At 66.8% G+C, this 18,211-nt stretch carries 18 protein-coding genes and 4 tRNA genes; 11 read left to right on the forward strand and 11 right to left on the reverse strand.

Features of this window, described 5'->3' with window-relative positions:
- Positions 1–22 precede the first annotated feature (22 nt).
- The 3 genes from ACWDXS_RS21770 to ACWDXS_RS21780 all read right to left on the reverse strand — a co-directional run bounded on the left by ACWDXS_RS21770 (position 23) and on the right by ACWDXS_RS21780 (position 2,046).
- Positions 23–493 carry a DUF4395 domain-containing protein gene (locus ACWDXS_RS21770; RefSeq protein WP_449968138.1) on the reverse strand — a complete coding sequence of 157 codons (471 nt, stop codon included), beginning with the start codon at positions 491–493 and terminating at the stop codon, positions 23–25.
- 273 nt (positions 494–766) lie between these two features.
- Positions 767–1,201, reverse strand: coding sequence for a thioredoxin family protein (locus ACWDXS_RS21775; protein WP_378990570.1), 435 nt, complete (start codon positions 1,199–1,201; stop codon positions 767–769).
- Positions 1,198–2,046, reverse strand: coding sequence for an LmeA family phospholipid-binding protein (locus ACWDXS_RS21780; RefSeq protein ID WP_378631811.1), 849 nt, complete (start codon positions 2,044–2,046; stop codon positions 1,198–1,200). The genes ACWDXS_RS21775 and ACWDXS_RS21780 overlap by 4 nt, the downstream gene beginning before the upstream one ends.
- Positions 2,047–2,246: 200 nt before the next feature.
- On the opposite strand from ACWDXS_RS21780, the gene ACWDXS_RS21785 reads away from it, so the two are divergent.
- The 6 genes from ACWDXS_RS21785 to pstB all read left to right on the forward strand — a co-directional run bounded on the left by ACWDXS_RS21785 (position 2,247) and on the right by pstB (position 8,118).
- On the forward strand, positions 2,247–3,011 hold the full coding sequence (locus ACWDXS_RS21785; protein WP_101464573.1) for a winged helix-turn-helix transcriptional regulator: 765 nt from the start codon (positions 2,247–2,249) through the stop codon (positions 3,009–3,011).
- 22 nt (positions 3,012–3,033) lie between these two features.
- Positions 3,034–3,942 (forward strand): mycothiol synthase, encoded by a 909-nt coding sequence (gene mshD, locus ACWDXS_RS21790; RefSeq protein WP_449968143.1) that lies wholly within the window; start codon positions 3,034–3,036, stop codon positions 3,940–3,942.
- A 296-nt stretch (positions 3,943–4,238) separates the two neighbouring features.
- Positions 4,239–5,354: a phosphate ABC transporter substrate-binding protein PstS gene (pstS, locus tag ACWDXS_RS21795; RefSeq protein ID WP_378990567.1), complete on the forward strand. Its 1,116-nt coding sequence runs from the start codon at positions 4,239–4,241 to the stop codon at positions 5,352–5,354.
- A gap of 91 nt (positions 5,355–5,445) precedes the next feature.
- Entirely contained in the window at positions 5,446–6,417 is a 972-nt protein-coding gene (pstC, locus tag ACWDXS_RS21800) for a phosphate ABC transporter permease subunit PstC (protein ID WP_378990566.1), read from the forward strand.
- Positions 6,417–7,322, forward strand: coding sequence for a phosphate ABC transporter permease PstA (gene pstA, locus ACWDXS_RS21805; protein ID WP_378990565.1), 906 nt, complete (start codon positions 6,417–6,419; stop codon positions 7,320–7,322). The genes pstC and pstA overlap by 1 nt, the downstream gene beginning before the upstream one ends.
- Positions 7,323–7,341: 19 nt before the next feature.
- Positions 7,342–8,118, forward strand: coding sequence for a phosphate ABC transporter ATP-binding protein PstB (gene pstB / locus ACWDXS_RS21810; protein WP_056818713.1), 777 nt, complete (start codon positions 7,342–7,344; stop codon positions 8,116–8,118).
- Between the two features lie 99 nt (positions 8,119–8,217).
- Here the strand turns inward: pstB and ACWDXS_RS21815 are convergent, their stop codons facing one another.
- The 4 genes from ACWDXS_RS21815 to dusB all read right to left on the reverse strand — a co-directional run bounded on the left by ACWDXS_RS21815 (position 8,218) and on the right by dusB (position 12,846).
- Complete coding sequence (locus ACWDXS_RS21815) at positions 8,218–8,415, reverse strand: hypothetical protein (protein WP_378990564.1); 198 nt, start codon at positions 8,413–8,415, stop codon at positions 8,218–8,220.
- A 185-nt stretch (positions 8,416–8,600) separates the two neighbouring features.
- Positions 8,601–9,266 (reverse strand): phosphate signaling complex protein PhoU, encoded by a 666-nt coding sequence (phoU, locus tag ACWDXS_RS21820; RefSeq protein ID WP_378658005.1) that lies wholly within the window; start codon positions 9,264–9,266, stop codon positions 8,601–8,603.
- 91 nt (positions 9,267–9,357) lie between these two features.
- On the reverse strand, positions 9,358–11,445 hold the full coding sequence (locus ACWDXS_RS21825) for an LCP family protein (protein WP_379315295.1): 2,088 nt from the start codon (positions 11,443–11,445) through the stop codon (positions 9,358–9,360).
- Positions 11,446–11,691: 246 nt separating this feature from the next.
- Positions 11,692–12,846 carry a tRNA dihydrouridine synthase DusB gene (gene dusB, locus ACWDXS_RS21830; RefSeq protein WP_379315294.1) on the reverse strand — a complete coding sequence of 385 codons (1,155 nt, stop codon included), beginning with the start codon at positions 12,844–12,846 and terminating at the stop codon, positions 11,692–11,694.
- 204 nt (positions 12,847–13,050) lie between these two features.
- Between dusB and ACWDXS_RS21835 the strand changes: the two genes are divergently transcribed.
- On the forward strand, positions 13,051–13,620 hold the full coding sequence (locus tag ACWDXS_RS21835) for a hypothetical protein (protein ID WP_379315293.1): 570 nt from the start codon (positions 13,051–13,053) through the stop codon (positions 13,618–13,620).
- A gap of 61 nt (positions 13,621–13,681) precedes the next feature.
- Here ACWDXS_RS21835 and ACWDXS_RS21840 read toward each other — a convergent pair whose 3' ends face one another.
- From ACWDXS_RS21840 to ACWDXS_RS21850, 3 genes are all read right to left on the reverse strand, one after another.
- On the reverse strand, positions 13,682–14,638 hold the full coding sequence (locus ACWDXS_RS21840; RefSeq protein ID WP_378990561.1) for an acyl-ACP desaturase: 957 nt from the start codon (positions 14,636–14,638) through the stop codon (positions 13,682–13,684).
- Positions 14,639–14,868: 230 nt separating this feature from the next.
- Positions 14,869–15,465 (reverse strand): DUF937 domain-containing protein, encoded by a 597-nt coding sequence (locus ACWDXS_RS21845; protein ID WP_387446351.1) that lies wholly within the window; start codon positions 15,463–15,465, stop codon positions 14,869–14,871.
- 137 nt (positions 15,466–15,602) lie between these two features.
- A tRNA-Lys gene (locus ACWDXS_RS21850) sits at positions 15,603–15,678 on the reverse strand.
- Between the two features lie 732 nt (positions 15,679–16,410).
- Here ACWDXS_RS21850 and ACWDXS_RS21855 point away from each other — a divergent pair.
- The 4 genes from ACWDXS_RS21855 to ACWDXS_RS21870 all read left to right on the forward strand — a co-directional run bounded on the left by ACWDXS_RS21855 (position 16,411) and on the right by ACWDXS_RS21870 (position 17,462).
- A complete protein-coding gene (locus ACWDXS_RS21855; protein WP_378990557.1) occupies positions 16,411–17,082 on the forward strand; it encodes a TetR family transcriptional regulator in 672 nt (223 codons plus the stop codon).
- 91 nt (positions 17,083–17,173) lie between these two features.
- A tRNA-Glu gene (locus ACWDXS_RS21860) sits at positions 17,174–17,246 on the forward strand.
- Positions 17,247–17,284: 38 nt separating this feature from the next.
- Positions 17,285–17,358, forward strand: a tRNA-Asp gene (locus ACWDXS_RS21865).
- Between the two features lie 30 nt (positions 17,359–17,388).
- A tRNA-Phe gene (locus tag ACWDXS_RS21870) sits at positions 17,389–17,462 on the forward strand.
- 58 nt (positions 17,463–17,520) lie between these two features.
- On the opposite strand, the gene ACWDXS_RS21875 is transcribed toward ACWDXS_RS21870, so the two are convergent.
- Complete coding sequence (locus ACWDXS_RS21875) at positions 17,521–18,210, reverse strand: TetR/AcrR family transcriptional regulator (RefSeq protein ID WP_449968153.1); 690 nt, start codon at positions 18,208–18,210, stop codon at positions 17,521–17,523.
- Between the last annotated feature and the right edge of the window lies 1 nt (position 18,211).

The following is an 18,211-nucleotide window of genomic DNA, read 5'->3' on the forward strand; positions in this document are numbered from 1 at the left end:
CTTTCAGAGACGTGCAAGGGGGTCAGTTCGGTGCCGGGGCTGGTGACCGGCGGAAGCGAGCTACCAGCGGATAGATCTGGCAACCCAGGCAGACCCCGAACGCCGCGTTCAAGAACGCCGCGAACAGGGCGAAGCCGGCGAACACCGCGCCGACGATCGAGGAGCCGAGCGCGAAGCCCAGCAGGGAGAGACCGGCGAACACGAAGCCGAGCGCTTGCGCGAAACGCAGCGGCGGCACGGGCTCGGTCTCGGTGGGCGGACCGTTGCGCGGCGCGACCAACGCGGCGTAGATCCGGCCGTAAGGGTGCTTGGCGGGGCCGCTGATCGCGCCGATCGCGAAGACGACGGCCTGCAGGCCGATCAGGATCGCGGCCGCGGCGGTCGAGAAGGCGGCGACGAGAAGCACGAGAACCAGCACGCCGGTGGTGATCCAGGCCACGAAACGCGGCCCGCGGACATCGACGCGAGGGGGAGATTCAGAGGAACGGGTCATTGTGCGAACTCCTGGGCTTTGTGTAAGTCAGGGGGATCTGCCTGGTCACCGGGGGATCCAGAGGATCACTCGCACGGCGGGCATAGATCGACGTCAGAAATCTCGGGAGAGAAAAAGCCGATCGGTCAGCAGCACAGGCAGCAACAACCACCGAGGCGACACAGATCAACTGTGCGGCGTCGGGTGAGCATCAGCTCGTGGTCGGTTTGCACGAGAAGTAGTTTACCCGGTCTCACCGGAGAATGTCTCGGCCCCCCTGGATATGGGGCTAGATCACACCGTCAGGGGCTCGAGGGCGGTGCGCAGGTCGCCCGCCTTGGGAACGCCGGAGATGCGGAAGCGCTCCTTGCCCTCGGCGTCGAAGACGAAGGTCGTCGGCAGCGAGAGGACATTGAGCTCGCGGGCCAGCGCGGGATCGGCGTCGATGTCGATCTCGATGTCGCGCGGGGCATTCGGGGACTCCGACAGGTCGGCGGTGACGCCGGCGACGACCCGGCGGACCGCGTCACACGGGCCGCACCAGTCGGCGGAGAAGTGCAGCACCGCGGGGGCCGCACCGGTCACGCCTGCGGCGTCGAGCAGGCGGGCGCGCTGATGGGTCTCGGGGTCGAGGGTGGCGGGACGAACCTGCCCCTGCCTGCGCGACAGGTAGAACCCGACCGCGACGGCGGCCGCGATGACGGCGGCCAGAATGACGATCTCGATCATGGTTGCTGCAATCGGTCCAGGTCGATGGTGACGTTGCGGCCGACACCCTCGACGACGATCTGGCCGCCGAGCGCCGACACCTCGGTCGGTGCGACACCGAACGGCAACTCCTTGATATCGATCGTACGGCTGAAGCGGGCGAGCACTGCGGCGTGATCGGTCTCGGGGATCTTCGAATCGGTCTTGACCGCGGCGGTGGTGTCGACCGTGCTGGTGGTGTCGGTGTAGAAACCGGTCGCCTGGATCCGGACCTTGTCGCCCTCGAGCAGCAGGTCGGCCTGGATCTGCACCGGCACCCGGGTCGCGGAACTGGACGGGGTGACACCGGCGGGCAGGACGCGGCCGTTCGCCGCGGTGGGCAGGGTGCCCTTGAGGACGAGGACGCCCGCGGTGGTCATTCCGGACCCGCCGGAGCCCCCCGTGCCGTCGGACTTGTCGGCCGGCGGGGTGTGGACCTGCAGGTCCGGGATGCCGAAGAGTTTGCCGAGTTCGGTGGGCTCGAAACGCATCAACGCGTCGATCCGGTCGACCTGCGCCGTGCGCGCCGCGCCGTCGAGCAACTCGCTGGCCGTGGCGTGCAAGCCCTGCAACTTGGCCTCGATGCCGACCTCGCCGGGGATGTCGGGCCGCACGGCGCGGGCACGGATCGTCACGTCGTCGTAGCGGCCGCTCATCGCCTGGGCGGCGAACGGGAATCCGTGGAACGTGACCTCCGGGTCGGCGGACAGATCCGCGCCCGCCCGCAGTTGACGGGAGACGTGGTACTCCGAATAGGCGGCGGCGCCGAAATCGATGACCACCGCCAAACCGGCCAGGCAGAGAAGCCCGATGATCAGCTTGCGCATGCTGTGACACTAGCGGCTGGCGCCGCGGGTCGCGGGCCCCTGGTCCCTCCGAGGCGAGGGCGAAGAACACAAAACGGACGCCGTGTTGCGAGGTAGTGGCTGTAGAGGCGCTAATGTTGCACACGACTTAACCTGTGTTTCGGCGACGTAGCTACGCGGCTGCTGTCGTCCGCGGAGCAACGAGATAGGAGGAGAGCCCCATGGAGCTGCTCCTACTGACCTCCGACCCCAACCCCGACGCGGTCCTGCCGTCGTTGACGCTCCTGGCGCACAACGTCCGGCCCGCGCCGACCGAGGTGTCGTCCTTGCTGGAGGCGAGTAGCGCCGATGTCGCGCTGGTCGACGCCAGAACCGACCTGGCCGCCGCGCGCGGTCTGTGCCGACTGCTGGGCAGCACGGGGTCTTCTGTTCCGGTGGTCGCGGTCCTGACCGAGGGCGGCCTGGTGGCCGTGAACGCGGACTGGGGCCTGGACGACATCCTGCTGCCCGGGACCGGCCCCGCCGAGCTCGACGCGCGCCTGCGGCTGCTGGTCGGCCGCAACGGCGGGGTCGCCAGCCCGGAGAACACCGGCAAGATCACCCTGGGTGAGCTGGTGATCGACGAGGGCACCTACACCGCGCGCCTGCGTGGCCGCCCGCTCGACCTCACCTACAAGGAATTCGAGCTGCTCAAGTACCTCGCGCAGCACGCGGGCCGGGTGTTCACCCGCGCCCAGCTGCTGCAGGAGGTCTGGGGCTACGACTTCTTCGGTGGTACCCGCACCGTCGACGTGCACGTGCGGCGCCTGCGCGCCAAGCTCGGCACCGAATACGAGTCGCTGATCGGGACCGTGCGCAACGTCGGTTACAAGGCGGTGCGCCCCGCCCGGACGGCCACCGCCAAGGGGGAGCCCGCGGTGACCTTCGTCGACGAGGACATCGACGGCGACGACTCCTTCGCCCCGCTCAACGGCACCGCGCAGTAGCAGCGCACCCAGGAGGATGGCGATGCCGGATACAGCAACCTTGACCTGGGCTGCCCAGATCGAGCCCGGCACCGCGAACACGGTGCGGGCCCTGCTCGAACGCGCGGCCGACCTCGACGGTGTCGCTCCGGTCTCGGAGCAGGCGGTGCTGTCGCTCGCCGAAGCCGATCCGTCGACCCGGCACGTGCTGGCGCTACGCGGGGGCGAGTTGGTGGGTTACGCGAATCTCGTTGCGGCACATGACGATCACCCCGCGATGTCCGAGGTCGCCGTCGACCCCGCCGCTCGTGGCGCAGGTATCGGCGCCGACCTGGTCCGTGCAGCATTGGCCGAGGGTGGCACGGGCACCAGGGTGTGGGCGCACGGTGACCTGCCCGCCGCCAAGGCACTGGCGACCGGCCTCGGGTTGGTCACGGCTCGCGAGCTGTGGCAGATGCGCCGCTCGCTGGCAACCCCGGAGCTACCGGAACTCGAGCTTCCGGAAGACCTCATCCTCCGCACCTACGCGGGCCCCGTCGACGACCTCGAGATCCTGCGGGTGAACAACGCGGCTTTCGCCTGGCATCCTGAGCAGGGCGGCTGGACCGAGCGCGACATCGCCGCTCGCCGCGCGGAATCGTGGTTCGAACCGGCCGGTCTGTTTCTGGCGTTCGACGTCGCCGACCCGGACCGCCTGCTCGGTTTCCACTGGACCAAACAGCATCCCGACGCCGCTCCCGCCGGTGAGGTGTACGTGGTCGGGGTCGACCCGTCCGCGCAGGGGCGTGGCCTGGGCAGACTGCTCACCCTGGCCGGTCTGCGACACCTGCGCGCGGCCGGCTCCACGGAAGTCCTGCTCTACACCGAAGCCGACAACACCGCCGCCGTGAACACCTACACCAAACTCGGATTCGCGCCCGCCCACATCGACGTCGCGTACTCCCTGCCCTGATGCGAGTCACCTCACATTCGAGGTGAATTCTGGTGCGCGAGGAGAATATTGCGCGGATGACCGGGTAAGCGCGAGTAAAACTGGGGCTAACGTCACATTCGCGGCATTGATCGCGCCGGGCTGTTCATTCTCCGTTAACCCACATCGGGCCAACTGTCAACCGGACGACCTTAGGTTACTTCTGGGCGGCACAGTCGTCGCCTGGTGCGCGCATTCCTCGGGGATAGCGAGCACCGGCCAGCCTCGCTCGGGCCGGTGAGGGACCGAGTGAGACACCCAGCATTGTCGGAGGAAAAGTGAACTTCAAGCGCACCAGTGCCCTGGTCGGCGTCTTCGCCGTGGGCGCCATGACCCTGGCGGCCTGTGGCAGTGACGACAACGCCACCGGTGGCGATGCGAGCAATGCCGCCAACACCAGCGTTGCCTGTGGTGGCAAGAAGGCGCTCAAGGCGTCCGGTGCCTCCTCGCAGAAGAACGCCATGGAGCGTTTCGTCGCGGCCTACGAGAACAACTGCGACGGCTACACCCTGAACTACACCTCGAGTGGCTCGGGCGCCGGCGTCAACGAGTTCCTCGGCGCCCAGACCGATTTCGGTGGCTCCGACTCGGCGCTGAGCTCCAAGAAGGAAGAGCCGGCCAAGGCCGCGGAGCGTTGTGGCGCCCCCGCGTGGAACCTGCCGACCGTCTTCGGCCCGATCGCCATCACCTACAACGTCGACGGCGTCACCGACCTGGTGCTCGACGGCCCGACCGCCGCCAAGGTGTTCAACGGCTCCGTCGCCACCTGGGATGCCCCCGAGATCAAGGCGCTCAACCCCAACGCCAAGCTCCCCTCGGAGAAGATCGCCGTGATCTTCCGCTCCGACGAGTCGGGCACCACCGACAACTTCCAGCTCTACCTCGACGCGGCCTCCGACGGCGCGTGGGGCAAGGGCGGCGGCAAGACCTTCAACGGTGGCGTCGGTGAAGGCGCCAAGGGCAACGAGGGCACCTCGGCCGCCATCAAGAACACCAAGAACTCGATCACCTACAACGAGTGGTCCTTCGCCAAGGCGCAGAACCTGTCCATCTCGCAGATCATCACCTCCGCGAGCAAGGACCCGGTCAAGCTGTCGGCCGAGTCGGCCGCCAAGGCCATCGACGGCGTGAAGATCAAGGGTGAGGGCAACGACCTCGTCCTCGACACCAGCTCGTTCTACAAGCCGACCGCCGCCGGCTCGTACCCGATCGTCATGGCCACCTACGAGATCGTGTGCTCCAAGTACGCCGACGCCGAGACCAGCAAGGCCGTCAAGGCCTTCCTGACCTCGGCCGTCACCAACGGCCAGACCGGTCTGACCGAGGCGGGCTACGTGCCGCTGCCCGACGCGTTCAAGACCAAGCTGACCACCGCGATCAACGCCATCTCCTGATCGCTTCCTGGCCATGACCATGCACCCCGAGGTGACCGCAGTGGGCTCGTCGAATTCGACGAGCCCACGGGCGGCCGGAGATACTGCGAATATGCCGACCGAACCGAAAATCGACAAGGCCCCTGACGGGGGTCGTACCGGCCGCCTGAACGCCGAGACGATCTTCCGGTGGACGGCCACCGCGGCCGGCGCGACGATCGTCGCGGCCATCGCGTTGATCGCGCTGTTCCTGCTGATCCGCGCGGTCCCCTCGATCAGGGCTGACGAGGTCAACTTCTTCACCAGTACCGAATTCTCGACCGGTGACGCGAACAACCTGCGCTTCGGTATCCGCGACCTGTTCATGGTCACGGTGCTGAGCTCGGTGTTCGCGCTCATCGTCGCGGTGCCGATCGGTGTCGGTATCGCGCTGTTCCTGACGCACTACGCGCCGTCGCGGCTGGGCAGGCCGTTCACGATGCTGATCGACCTGCTCGCCGCGGTGCCGTCCATCGTGTTCGGTCTGTGGGGCTTCCTCGTGCTGGCGCCGCAGATCGCGCCGGTGCAGGAATTCCTCAACAAGAACCTGAGCTGGTTGTTCCTGTTCTCCGACGGCAACGTCTCGATCGCGGGCGGCGGCACCATCTTCACCGCCGGTGTCGTGCTCGCCGTGATGATCCTGCCGATCATCACCTCGGTGGCTCGCGAAGTGTTCGCACTCACCCCGCGCGCCCACATCGAAGCCGCGCAGGCACTCGGCGCCACCAAGTGGGAGGTCGTGCGGATGACCGTGCTGCCCTACGGCCGCAGCGGTGTGATCGCGGGCTCCATGCTCGGTCTCGGCCGTGCGCTCGGTGAGACGATCGCGGTGCTCGTCGTGCTGCGTACCGCGAGCAACGCGGGTAGCTGGTCGCTGTTCGACGGCGGCTACACCTTCGCCTCCAAGATCGCCTCGGCGGCCTCGGAGTTCAGTTCACCGCTGCCCACCGGCGCCTACATCGCCGCCGGCTTCGTTCTCTTCGCGCTGACCTTCATCGTCAACGCGCTGGCCCGCCTGGCTTCCGGCGGAAAGGTGAACGGCTGATGACCACCACGACGACCCTCGACAAGCCGCTCAAGGCGCCCACCTTCCGGCACGTCAGTACCGGCAGGCGGATCAAGAACAACATCGCGACCGGCCTGGTCACGCTCTGCTTCGTCATCGCTCTGATCCCGCTGGTGTGGGTGCTCGGACTGGTGGTGAGCAAGGGCTTCACCGCGATCATCTCGTCGGACTGGTGGTTCAACTCGCAGAAGGGCATCCTGCCCGACCAGACCGGTGGCGGTGTCTACCACGCTATCTACGGCACCATCGTGCAGGCGGCGGTCGCCTCTGTCATCGCGGTACCGCTCGGCATCATGGCCGCAGTCTACCTGGTCGAATACGGTCGCGGCCGGCTCGCCAAGGTCACCACCTTCATGGTCGACATCCTGGCCGGTGTGCCCTCGATCGTCGCCGCGCTGTTCATCTTCGCGCTGTGGATCGCCACCTTCGGCATGCCGCAGAGTTCCTTCGCCGTCTCGCTGGCGCTGGTGTTGCTGATGCTGCCGGTGGTCGTGCGCAGCACCGAGGAGATGTTGAAGCTCGTCCCCGATGAGCTGCGCGAGGCGTCCTACGCGCTCGGCGTGCCGAAGTGGAAGACCATCCTGCGGATCGTCGTTCCCACCGCGGCTCCCGGCATGATCAGCGGCATCCTGCTCTCGCTCGCTCGCGTGATGGGCGAGACCGCACCGGTGCTCGTGCTGGTCGGATACTCGAAGTCGATCAACCAGAACATCTTCGACGGCAACATGGCCTCGCTGCCGCTGTTGATCTACCAAGAGCTGGCCAACCCGGAGGCCGCGGGCCGCGAACGTGTTTGGGGTGCGGCACTCACGCTGATCCTGATGATCGCGGTGCTGTACCTGGCTGCCGCCGGCGTCAACAAGCTGCTCACCCGGAACCGATAGAAGCGAACGGAATACTCAGATGGCCAAGCGGATCGACGTCAAAGATCTCAACATCTATTACGGCAGCTTCCACGCCGTGGCGAATGTGGAACTGACCGTGCTGCCGCGCAGCGTCACCGCCTTCATCGGTCCCTCCGGCTGTGGCAAGTCCACCGTGCTGCGCTCGCTCAACCGCATGCACGAGGTGACCCCGAACGCCCGCGTCGAAGGTGCCGTGCTGCTCGACGGCGAGGACATCTACAGCTCCTCGATCGACCCGGTCGGCGTGCGGCGCACCATCGGCATGGTGTTCCAGCGTCCGAACCCGTTCCCCACCATGTCGATTCGCGACAACGTGGTGGCCGGGCTCAAGCTGCAGGGCGTGCGCAACAAGAAGGAGCTCGACGAGGTCGCCGAGCGCTCGCTCAAGGGCGCCAACCTCTGGAACGAGGTCAAGGACCGGCTCGACAAGCCCGGCGGCAGCCTCTCCGGTGGTCAGCAGCAGCGTCTGTGCATCGCCCGCGCCATCGCGGTCTCGCCCGATGTGTTGCTGATGGACGAGCCGTGTTCGGCGCTGGACCCGATCTCCACCCTGGCGATCGAGGACCTGATCACCGAACTCAAGAAAGAGTTCACGATCGTCATCGTCACCCACAACATGCAGCAGGCCGCGCGGGTGAGTGACCAGACCGGTTTCTTCAACCTCGAAGCCCAGGGCAAGCCCGGTCGCCTGATCGAGATCGACGACACCGAGAAGATCTTCTCCAACCCCACCCAGCGCGCCACGGAGGACTACATCTCCGGCCGCTTCGGGTAAGAGCACAGGGAAAAGCCCCGCACTCCTTCTGAAAGGAGTGCGGGGCTTTCTCGTTACAGCGGCACGGAACCTAGCGCTGCTGTACAGCCGCCGGCGCTATCAGGCGATGATCCATCCGTACGAGCCCTGGCCGTATGAATAGCACAGCCACTTCGTCGCGCCCTCGTACTGAACGTCGCCGACGTGATACGCATCGCACGGCGCTGTCGGCGCAGCCGCAGCTTGCGGGGCGAGCAACACCGCGGTCAAGATCGTGGCGGCGCCGACCAATGCACCGGAGAGCAATCGTTTTGCCATTGCGAAACCTCTTTCATTTCAGTAGATCCCCACAGAGGTTGCGCTGTTCGAACCCCCCTTGTTACGTAGGCTACCGAACTGTGTTGGCGGAAACAATGGCTGTCGACCATCGAAATGCTCAGGGCAGCAACAGAATCCGGCCAAGAAGAAAGCCCCCGCAGTGAGCGGGGGCCGACTCCTGATTCTCAGCTGGTTTCGAGGTCCTCGTCGCCGGGCAGGACACCCGTTACCAGGAAGATCACGCGACGGCCGATCTCCACGGCGTGGTCGGCGAAGCGCTCGTAATAGCGGCCTAGCAGGGTGACGTCCACCGCGGCGGCTACGCCGTACTTCCAGTCGCGGTCCATCAGGAGGGTGAACAGGTGGCGGTGGAGGTCGTCCATCGCTTCGTCGTCCTGGTTGAGCTGGGCGGCGCGCTCGGGGTCGCGGGACTCGAGTACCTCTTTGGCGCCCGCGCCCATGTTGACCGCGATGCGGCCCATCTCCGCGAAGTAGCCGTTGACCGACTCGGGCAGGGCGTGGGCGGGGTGGCGGCGGCGGGTCACCTTGGCGACGTGCAGCGCGAGCGCGCCCATCCGGTTGACGTCGCCCACGATCTGGATCGCGCTGACGACCTGGCGCAGGTCGCCCGCGACGGGGGCCTGCAGTGCGAGCAGCGCGAAGGCCTTCTCCTCGGCCTCGGTGATCATCACCGAGATCCGATCCTGCTCACCGATGACCTGCTCGGCCAGACCCAGGTCGGCCTGCAGCAGTGATTGGGTGGCCTGTTCCATGGCCTGGCCAGCGAGACCGGCCATCTCGCCGAGGAGGTTGGCGAGGTCGGCCATTTGCTCGTTGTAGATGACACGCATGATTGCAGACCCTAGTGGGTACCCGGATCCCTGTCACCCAACGCCGGGTTAATGCCACATGGCAGTGTCGTGGCAGGTCAGCGGCTGTGCCCTACTTGCACGTGTCGTCGGCGGCGTTCATGTGCTCGAGGTCGGAGGGCAGCGCGACCGGGGCCGCGCTGTGCGGCTGGCCCATCGGCACCGTCGGCAGTTCCGTGCCGACCGGTGTCGCCGTGCGGACCGTGCCCGCGAAATCGGTGCCGACCACTACTTCGATGATGCTGCCCAGCTCGTTGGCCTGCTCCAGGACCGCGCCGGGGATCGCGCTCGCCACGGTGGCGGCCTCGGCTTCCAGACCCGCGGCGTAGCGGATCGTCGAGGTCGACGCGGTACCGCCGGAGTAGTTGCCGGTGTTGTAGATCCCGAAGCCCTGGTAGCTGAGCTTGGAGGCGACCGTCTTGGCCGCGCCCACCGTGCCCGAACCGTTGGACACCAGCAGCGACATCGTGCTCGGGGCCACCGCGTACTGCTTGGGCGCGGCCGGGGCCGGCGACGGCGCCGAACTCTGCACCTCAGGTGCCTTGGTCTCACCCGGCAGCGGCTGGTCGTCGATGACGGCGCGGAAGATGGCCTTGATGTCGGATTCGCGCGGAATCTCGTTGCCGTAGGAGGTGGTGCCCGCCGTGGGGATGGTCAGGAACGTCACCGCGCCCGCGTCCATCTTCTGCAGGGAACGGCCGAGCAGCAGGAGGTCCTGCGGTGTCACCTTGTCGACGAAGGTGTGGGCGGTGAAGGCCTGGATGAACCCGTTGAGCTTGCCCGGATCGAAGAGCACCTTGCTCGATAACGCCCCACGCAACAGCGACGCGAGGAAGCGTTGCTGGCGGTTGATCCGGTCGTAGTCGCTGCGTTCCTCACCGACCACGTGCCTGGCGCGCACGTAGTTGAGCGCGGTCTCGCCGTTGACCCGCTGCTTGCCCGAGGTCTCGAGCACCGGACCGAGGACGCCGTCGATGATCGGCTTGGTCGAGCACACCTCGACGCCACCGATCTGGTCGACCATGGCCTCGAAACCGGCGAAGTCGATGCCGATGAAGTGGCCGATGGTCAGGCCTGACATCTTGCGAATCACGTCGACCAGGCACTTGGGCCCGCCGCGGGCGTAGACGGCGTTGAGCTTGTCGCTCATGGCCGACGGGAGTTTCTGGTCGGTATAGGTGGCCGTGTCGTTGTCCCATTCCGAGCACACCGGACGGGAGACGTCGAGGTCGCGCGGGAACGACACGACCACCACGCGCGAGCGGTTCTTCGGGATGTGCACCAGCATCGCCGTGTCGGCGCGGGCGCCCTCGGTGTCGGCGGCGGAGCCCGCGCCCATGTCGGCGTTGACGCCCGCTCTGGTGTCGGTGCCGACGATGAGGTAGTTCTCGTCGCCGAGCTGCATATCACCGTCGAGCACGTCGCCGGTGGCGCCGCCGCCGAGTGCATCGACCTGGGTGAAGCTGCTGTTGGTGGCTTGGAGGTAGCTCCAGCCGCCGCCGGTGATCACCAGCGTGAGCACCGCGACGAAGGTGAGCGTGACGCGCCCTGCCATCCGTGCCTGCTTGTTCCGGCGCTCTCCTGTGCCCGCACGGCCGTCCGGACGACGTGGCGGTGCCGCGGACGCGGTTTTGACCGGCCGGGCGCGCTCGGGCTCGGCGGCGGGGTTCACCGTGGGCAGGATGTCGGTGGGCGGATCGACCGGACCGCCCACCCGCCGTGCCGGGACGGCGGTGCGGACCGGCTCCTTCGACTGGGCGGGCAGCGCGGTGGTCGCGGTGCGGTCGGCGGGGGATTCGGCGCGATGGGGTGGGGTGCCCGCGATGTCGTCGACGACGGGGGAGCCGTCGGTGCGGGGGGCGATGTCGGGACGTGGGGTGGGGCGCGGTGCCTGTTCGCGGGCGCGGCGGCCCGCGCGTGAGGCGGGCTCGGCGCTCTCGGCGGGCGGAACGCGTCTGCCGCGTCTGGTGCGTTCGCTGTCGACCCGGTTCACCAGGTCGGCCACCGTCAGCGGTGCGGAACCGGCGTCCTGCGTCGCGTCGGCGTGACGCGAACGTCGCGAGCCGTTTTCCGGTTGCTCGGTGGGTTCGGCCGTCGGGTATCGCTCCCAGGGGGCGCGATTTCCGGGCCGGGGCGTACGCCCGCGCCGATCGTCACCCACCAACGAACCTCACTTCTCTATCTGGCGCAGCCTGCGCGTCACCGCCCGGCTCCGATTCGAACCAGAGTCGAACGATCCCGCAATGATAACGATTCCGCCACGAGTGGCCACTCCAGTGCACACGGGAATCGCTGACGATGTGATGACGAAGCTCGAATCGCCGACGAAAAGCCCTGCTCGAGACGGTGTGATCGGAGGAAACCGCAGCGGCTTACGAATTGATGTCGACCCGTTATCGGTGGCTGGTCAGCCGCCGCTGTGCATCACATCGGCCGCGGCCGGGACGGTGTCGTCCTCCGGATCGTCGAGCCAACCCTCTGGAAGTACCACCTTGGTCTGCGGCGAACCCTGCCGTCCGCGCGGTCCGAGCGCGTCGGTGGGGAACGGCACGGCCGGGTCGAGCTGCCCGACCAGGTCCTCGATCTGCGACAGCTTCGACACGGTGGCGAAGCTGCGCCGCAGCTGCGAGCCGACCGGGAAACCCATCAGGTACCAGGCCATGTGCTTGCGGATATCGCGCATGGCCTTGTCCTCACCGTCGTGCTCGGTGAGCAGGGTGGCGTGGCGCACCAGGATCTCTCCGACGCGGCCGAGCGTCGGCCCCTCCGGGATCGGTTCGCCGCGCAGGGCCGCGCTGAGTTCGGCGAACAGCCACGGCCGGCCGAGGCAGCCGCGGCCGACGACCACGCCGTCGCAGCCGGTCTCGTTCATCATCCGCAGGGCGTCGTCGGCGGTGAAGATGTCGCCGTTGCCGAGGACCGGGATGGAGGTGACGGCTTCCTTGAGCCGGGCGATGGCCGACCAGTCGGCCGCGCCCGAGTAGAGCTGGGCCGCGGTGCGCGCGTGCAGCGCCACGGCGGCGGCGCCCTCGGCCTCGGCGATGCGGCCGGTGTCGAGATAGGTGTGGTGGTCGTCGTCGATGCCGATGCGGAACTTGAAGGTCACCGGAACACCGGCCGGTTCGGCCGCGGCCACCATCTCACGGACGATATTGGCGAAGAGCCTGCGCTTGTAAGGCAGCGCCGAACCGCCGCCGAGCTTGGTCACCTTGCGGACGGGGCAGCCCAGATTGAGGTCGATGTGGTCGGCCCAGCCCTCGCCGACGATGATCCGCACGGCCTCGCCGAGCGTCTTGGGATCCACCCCGTAGAGCTGCATCGAGCGCGGATGTTCGTCGGCGTCGAACGACATCATGTGCAGCGTCTTCTCGTTGCGCTCGACCACTGCGCGGGCGGTGATCATCTCGCACACGTAGATCGAGGTCGCGCTACCGAACTCCCGGCACAGCCTGCGGAAGGCACGGTTGGTGATGCCCGCCATCGGCGCGAGCACAACCGGCGGATCGACCGGGTAGGGCCCGATCCGCAGCGCAGTGGGCGCCTGGGGCAGCGTGGTAGTCACGCACACGATTGTCTCATCCGCCCCGATGTGATCGATCTCGCGTCCTGATGCTTATCCGCGGGTCATCGCCGCCGCTGCGACCGAGATGACACCGTTTACCTGCTACGCCGTGTCCGGAACAGGTCCGCGACGTCAGTAGCCTTACTCTGCTGGCATCGTCGCCTCCGGCGGTGCGCTGTCCCCACGTAATCGGAGAAGACCCCCATGGAAGACGCCACCGACCTGACGAAAACCCCTGCCACGCCCGACAAGGGCACGGTCGCCGTGCGCGTCTCGTCGCTGGTGGGCGGTGCCGTGATCGCCGTCCTCGCGATTCTCGCGCTGGTGCTCGGCGTGCTGCTCGGCTCGGCCCGTTCCGAGATCTCCGACATGAAGGACCAGGCCGCCGACGACGCGAAGGCCGAACAGATCGCCCTCGACTACTCCGTCGGCTCGGCGACCCTGAACTACCAGGACGTCAACGCCTGGGTCGCCAAGCTGAAGGCCGGAACCTCACCCGAGCTGTCGAAGAAGTTCGACGCCACCGGCGCGAAGCTCGAGCAGATCATCATCCCGCTGAAGTGGACCTCCACCGCCACGCCGATCACCGCCAAGGTGCTCTCGCACGAGGGCGAGGTCTACAAGGTCGCGGCGTTCGTGGACGTGAGCACCACCAACGCGCAGAACCCCGACGGCCTGCGCAACACGGTCACCTACAACATCACCGTCGACGCGGGCAAGGACTGGAAGATCACCGACGTCGGCAGCGCCGACGGCGCCCTCCCGATGAAGTAGTCCCCACACAAAAGCGCCGCCCACCTTCGATCGAGGTGGGCGGCGCTTTTCGTAGGAAGTGTTAGACGCTCACCATTTCGCGGCGCTTGGCTTCGCGAGCGAGCATCTTGTCGCGCTGCTCCTCGAACTTCAGCACGTCCTGGCCCAGCTTCTCCAGGAAGCCTGCCAGCCGCTCACGGGTGGCCTCGCCACGCGCGGTGAAGTCGGTGCGGTCGAAGACGTTCCACTTCTTGAGCACCGGCTGCACGACCTCTTCGAGGTGCTGGCGCAGGTCGTAGATGCCGTGCTTGGCCATCAGCACGCCGTTGCGACGGAAGTTCGGCATGCCCGCGCCGGGCATCTGGAAGTTCTCGACGATCATCGAGATGGCCTCGATGGTCTGGTCGGGGCTCAGGTCCATCGCCGCGCCGCAGAGGTTGCGGTAGAAGATCATGTGCAGGTTCTCGTCGGCGGCGACGCGCTGCAGCATGCGGTCGGCGATCGGGTCGTCACAGACCTTGCCGGTGTTGCGGTGGCTCACGCGGGTGGCCAGTTCCTGGAAGGTCACGTAGGCGACCGAGTGCAGGAAGCCCGCGTCGACCTCGGTGGGGGAGGCGAAGCCGTTGGTCATGTGGATCATCCGCGCCTCTTCGAGGGCGACCGGGTCCACGCCGCGGGTGACAACCAGGTAATCGCGCATCACGATGCCGTGCCGGTTCTCCTCGGCGGTCCAGCGACCCACCCAGGTGCCCCAGGCGCCGTCCTGGGAGAAGTTCTCGGCGATCTCACGGTGGTAGGACGGCAGATTGTCCTCGGTGAGCAGATTGGTGATCATGGCCGCCTTGGCGACCTCGCTGAGCTTGGACTGCTCAGGATCCCAGTCGATGCCGCCCATGGCGGCGAAGTTGCGGCCCTCGTCCCACGGGACATAGTCGTGGGGGTGCCACTCCTTGGCCAGCGACATGTGCCGGTTGACGTTTTCCTCGGCAACCGGCTCCAACTCCGTGAGCAGTTCGAGTTGAGTCAGATCCCTTGCCATGTAAAAACCCTTCGCTGTCGTGCTTGCGGTCGAACGTCGCGATGCGGCCATACCTTACGGCACCGTAGGTGTGATGCGAAACGCAACAGAGCGGTTTTCCGACGATGTTGAGCAACGCCACAACTCGTCAGTAGATCCGATGGTCGTGCTGACGAGTCTAGGTGCTCGGCCCGCAGCATAGGGACTATCGCTGCGGGCCTCGCGACGTTAACTACAGGTAGATGAACATCTCAGCGCTTGCCGCCGAGCAGGCCGCCGAGCACGCTGCCCAGCGCACCTCCCGCGTTCTTCGACAGGGCGTCGCCGATCATGCCGCCGAGCCCGCCGGTGTTGCTGCTGCCGCCGAGCAGGCCGCCCAGCAGATCACCGAGACCGCCGCCGGAGGCCTGCGTCTGCTGCGGTGCCGGAGCCGCGGCGCCGCCACCGCCGGTGAGCTGTTTGGCCACGTAGGCGAGCACGATCGGGGCGAGAATCGGCAGCAGCTTGCCGATCAGGTCGTTGCCGCCGGTGCCGCCGCCCGCGCCGAGTGCGCTGATGACGGTGTTCTTCTCGTCACCGAAGACGTTGTCGACGATCTTCTCGCCGTCGCCGACGTCCACCTGCCGCAGATCCACCGCGCCTTCGCCGTCGACGAGGCCGCCGTGGTTGTCGAGCGCGCCGAGCAGTGAAGCCGCGCCCTGCGGCTGGGCGGCGTTGGCCTGGAGGCCGCCGAGCAGCGTCGGCAGCGCGGCCTGCACGGCCGTGGTGGCGGTCGCCTGGTCGACGCCGAGCTGGTCGGCGATCTGGGCGATGGGTACTTGGGAGAGCAAATCGTCGAAGGAAGTCATCTCACTCCGCCTGAGGTCGTGGGCGCCCGGGAGCCCGGGTCGCGCTCAGGGTAGGTGAATCCGCGCACCGAACCCCCGGTTTCGGCGGCGTCTGCGGTTGGCGCGTCGCCACGTGACGATGGTCACGGTAGTAGTCGTGGTGCCCCCTGTAGGACTCGAACCTACGACCTAGTGATTAAAAGTCACCAGCTCTACCAACTGAGCTAAAGGGGCGCGCAGCGGAGTCTAGCGGACGCTGTGCCGAAGGACCGAACAGTCCCCCCGGGTCGAGTCGCGGGCGGCTGATCGCCGCTGGTGGCGGCCGGTAACGACGTGGACGTGCGCGACGATTTCCGGTAAACACCCGGTGCCCCAGCGGTGTTCGCGTTACGAGTTGCGTATGGTCATCGAATACTGTTGTATCGCAACATCTTTCGACAAGCAGGGGTGCAGCAGCGATGGAGAGGTCCAAGGTGGGCGCCGGTCTCGCGACCGTTCGGCGAACGTCGGCGGTGCCGGCGCGGTGGTCAACCGGGCTGCGCGCCTATGGAATTCGTACCCGAAGTAACCATTCCGGTTGCGCTCCGTTTGCTGGTTTGGATAACCGGATCGGATGTTCGGATGGGTACTCCAATCGCCGCGTGTCGACTCGCGAATGCGGGTACGGTGATCGCCTGGTGAATTTCGAAACAATCACCGGTACCGCGTTTTCCGTGGCTCCGGTGCAGGGTGTGGCGTTTCGGGAATTCACCGGCGGATCGCAGGCCGAGGTGATCGCGATGGGTGCGCGAACTCCCGGCAAAGGGGTAGTCGTTACCGCAGGAGGAGGCGGTTCTCACTGGTGGCGGGGCCGCTGTGCGAGGCACCGCGAGTCTTTCATACCGAAAGTTTGAATTAAAACCACAATTCGCACCAACGGTCTGTATTCGACCGTCGGCGTCGAGAAGGTTCGGAGGCGTTTCGAGCATGGCACGGCAGCAAGAGCGGGCGCGCCGGACACGCGCGGCGATAATCAAGTCCGCGGCCGTCGAGTTCGGGAAGAGCGGATATGCCGCGGCATCGCTCAACCGCATTCTGGAAGGTTCGCGCGCCACCAAGGGGGCGATGTACTTCCACTTCGACTCCAAGGAAGACCTGGCGCGCGCGGTGCTCGATACCGCGGTCGAGCGGTACCGGATCTGCGCGGAGCGCTGGCTCGCACGCGCCGACCTCGGTCCGCTCGACGTGCTGCACGGCATGGTCGACGAGATCGCCCTTCGCCTGGAACACGACACCATCGTGCAAGCCGAGTACCGCCTCGTGATCGAACCCGACTTCCATCGCGACAACGGCAACGGCGGCGGACGGATCGTCGGCCGCGCCACCCGCGTGCTCGCGGTGCGCGCCATCGACGACGGTCACCTGCGCGCCGACGCCGACCCCGACCGCTTCACCCGGACCCTGTCCGCGGCGCTGGCGGGCCAGCGCTATCTGGTCGACCCGATCTCCAACGGTTCCGCCGCCGACCTGCGCGCCCGCTTCGCCGAGGTGCTGGAGGTTATCGTGGAGGCGATGGCCACCCCGCTGTGGATCCAGAACTTCCGCACCGAGGGCTGGCGCGAGCAGGCACGTCTGGATGACCTCGGTTTGGGCGCCTGACCAGGCGATTTGGAACTCTGAGCACACCTGTCATAAGCTATGCGAGCTCCCAACGGAAACGTTGAAGCCGCCCCGGAGAGATTCGGAACGAGCCCCCTTCGTCTAGCGGCCTAGGACGCCGCCCTTTCAAGGCGGTAGCGCGGGTTCGAATCCCGTAGGGGGTACAGTCTTAGGACTGTGTCTAGCAGTACTGCAGAAGCATGGCCCTGTAGCGCAGTTGGTTAGCGCGCCGCCCTGTCACGGCGGAGGTCGCGGGTTCGAGTCCCGTCAGGGTCGCACGTAGTACCAGAGCAATCCGGTACTTCCGGCCAGGTAGCTCAGTTGGTACGAGCGACCGCCTGAAAAGCGGTAGGTCGCCGGTTCGATCCCGGCTCTGGCCACCTTCGATCCCCTCACCAGACAACTCGGTGAGGGGATTTTTTCGTTCGACCGCGCCGGTCAGTTCTTCAGCGGCATCCGCAGCGCGTTCGCCCAGAGCCGGGTCACCGTGTAGACGAGCTCCTCGATCGGGAGCGGCTTGCCGTCGAGGAGACCGTCGCCGGTGACGAAATAGTTGAAGGCCAGCCTGCTGACCATCCCTGACAGCGCCCGTGAGGACAGCATCGGATCCAGCTCGGGATCGGCGAGACCGCGCCGCTGGAGATCGGCGATGCTGCGGGCGTTGCGGCGGATGAACGCGTCGGCCCGTTCCTGGCGGAGCTTGCTGAACTCGGGATCGATGTTGGCGACCTGTTCGAGCAGCCCCATCAACTTCGCGTTGCGCTTGTAGGCCTCGAAGTACGCCAGATTGCTGGCCTCGATGATCGACACGGGATCGTCGTCACCCGTCACACGCTCCATCCCGGGATGCATCATGTCTTCCTGGGCGTGCTCCAGGATCGCCGCGAAGATCTCCTCTTTGCCGGCGAAATAGGTGTAGAAGGTGCCCGAGGAGCATTTGGCCTCCTGGGTGATGTCCACGAGCCGGGTATCGAGATACCCCGTGCGCTCGAACACCTTCCGTCCCGCGTCGATCAGCGCTGTCCTGGTGCGCAGCCCGCGCGGCGTGGCGGGCAGCTCGCGCAGCAGCGAGGTGCGCGCCATCGAGGGTGGCGCGCTGTCGCCTGCGGTCTCCGCACGTCGTTCCATG

It is taken from the genome of Nocardia sp. NPDC003183 (assembly GCF_053590715.1).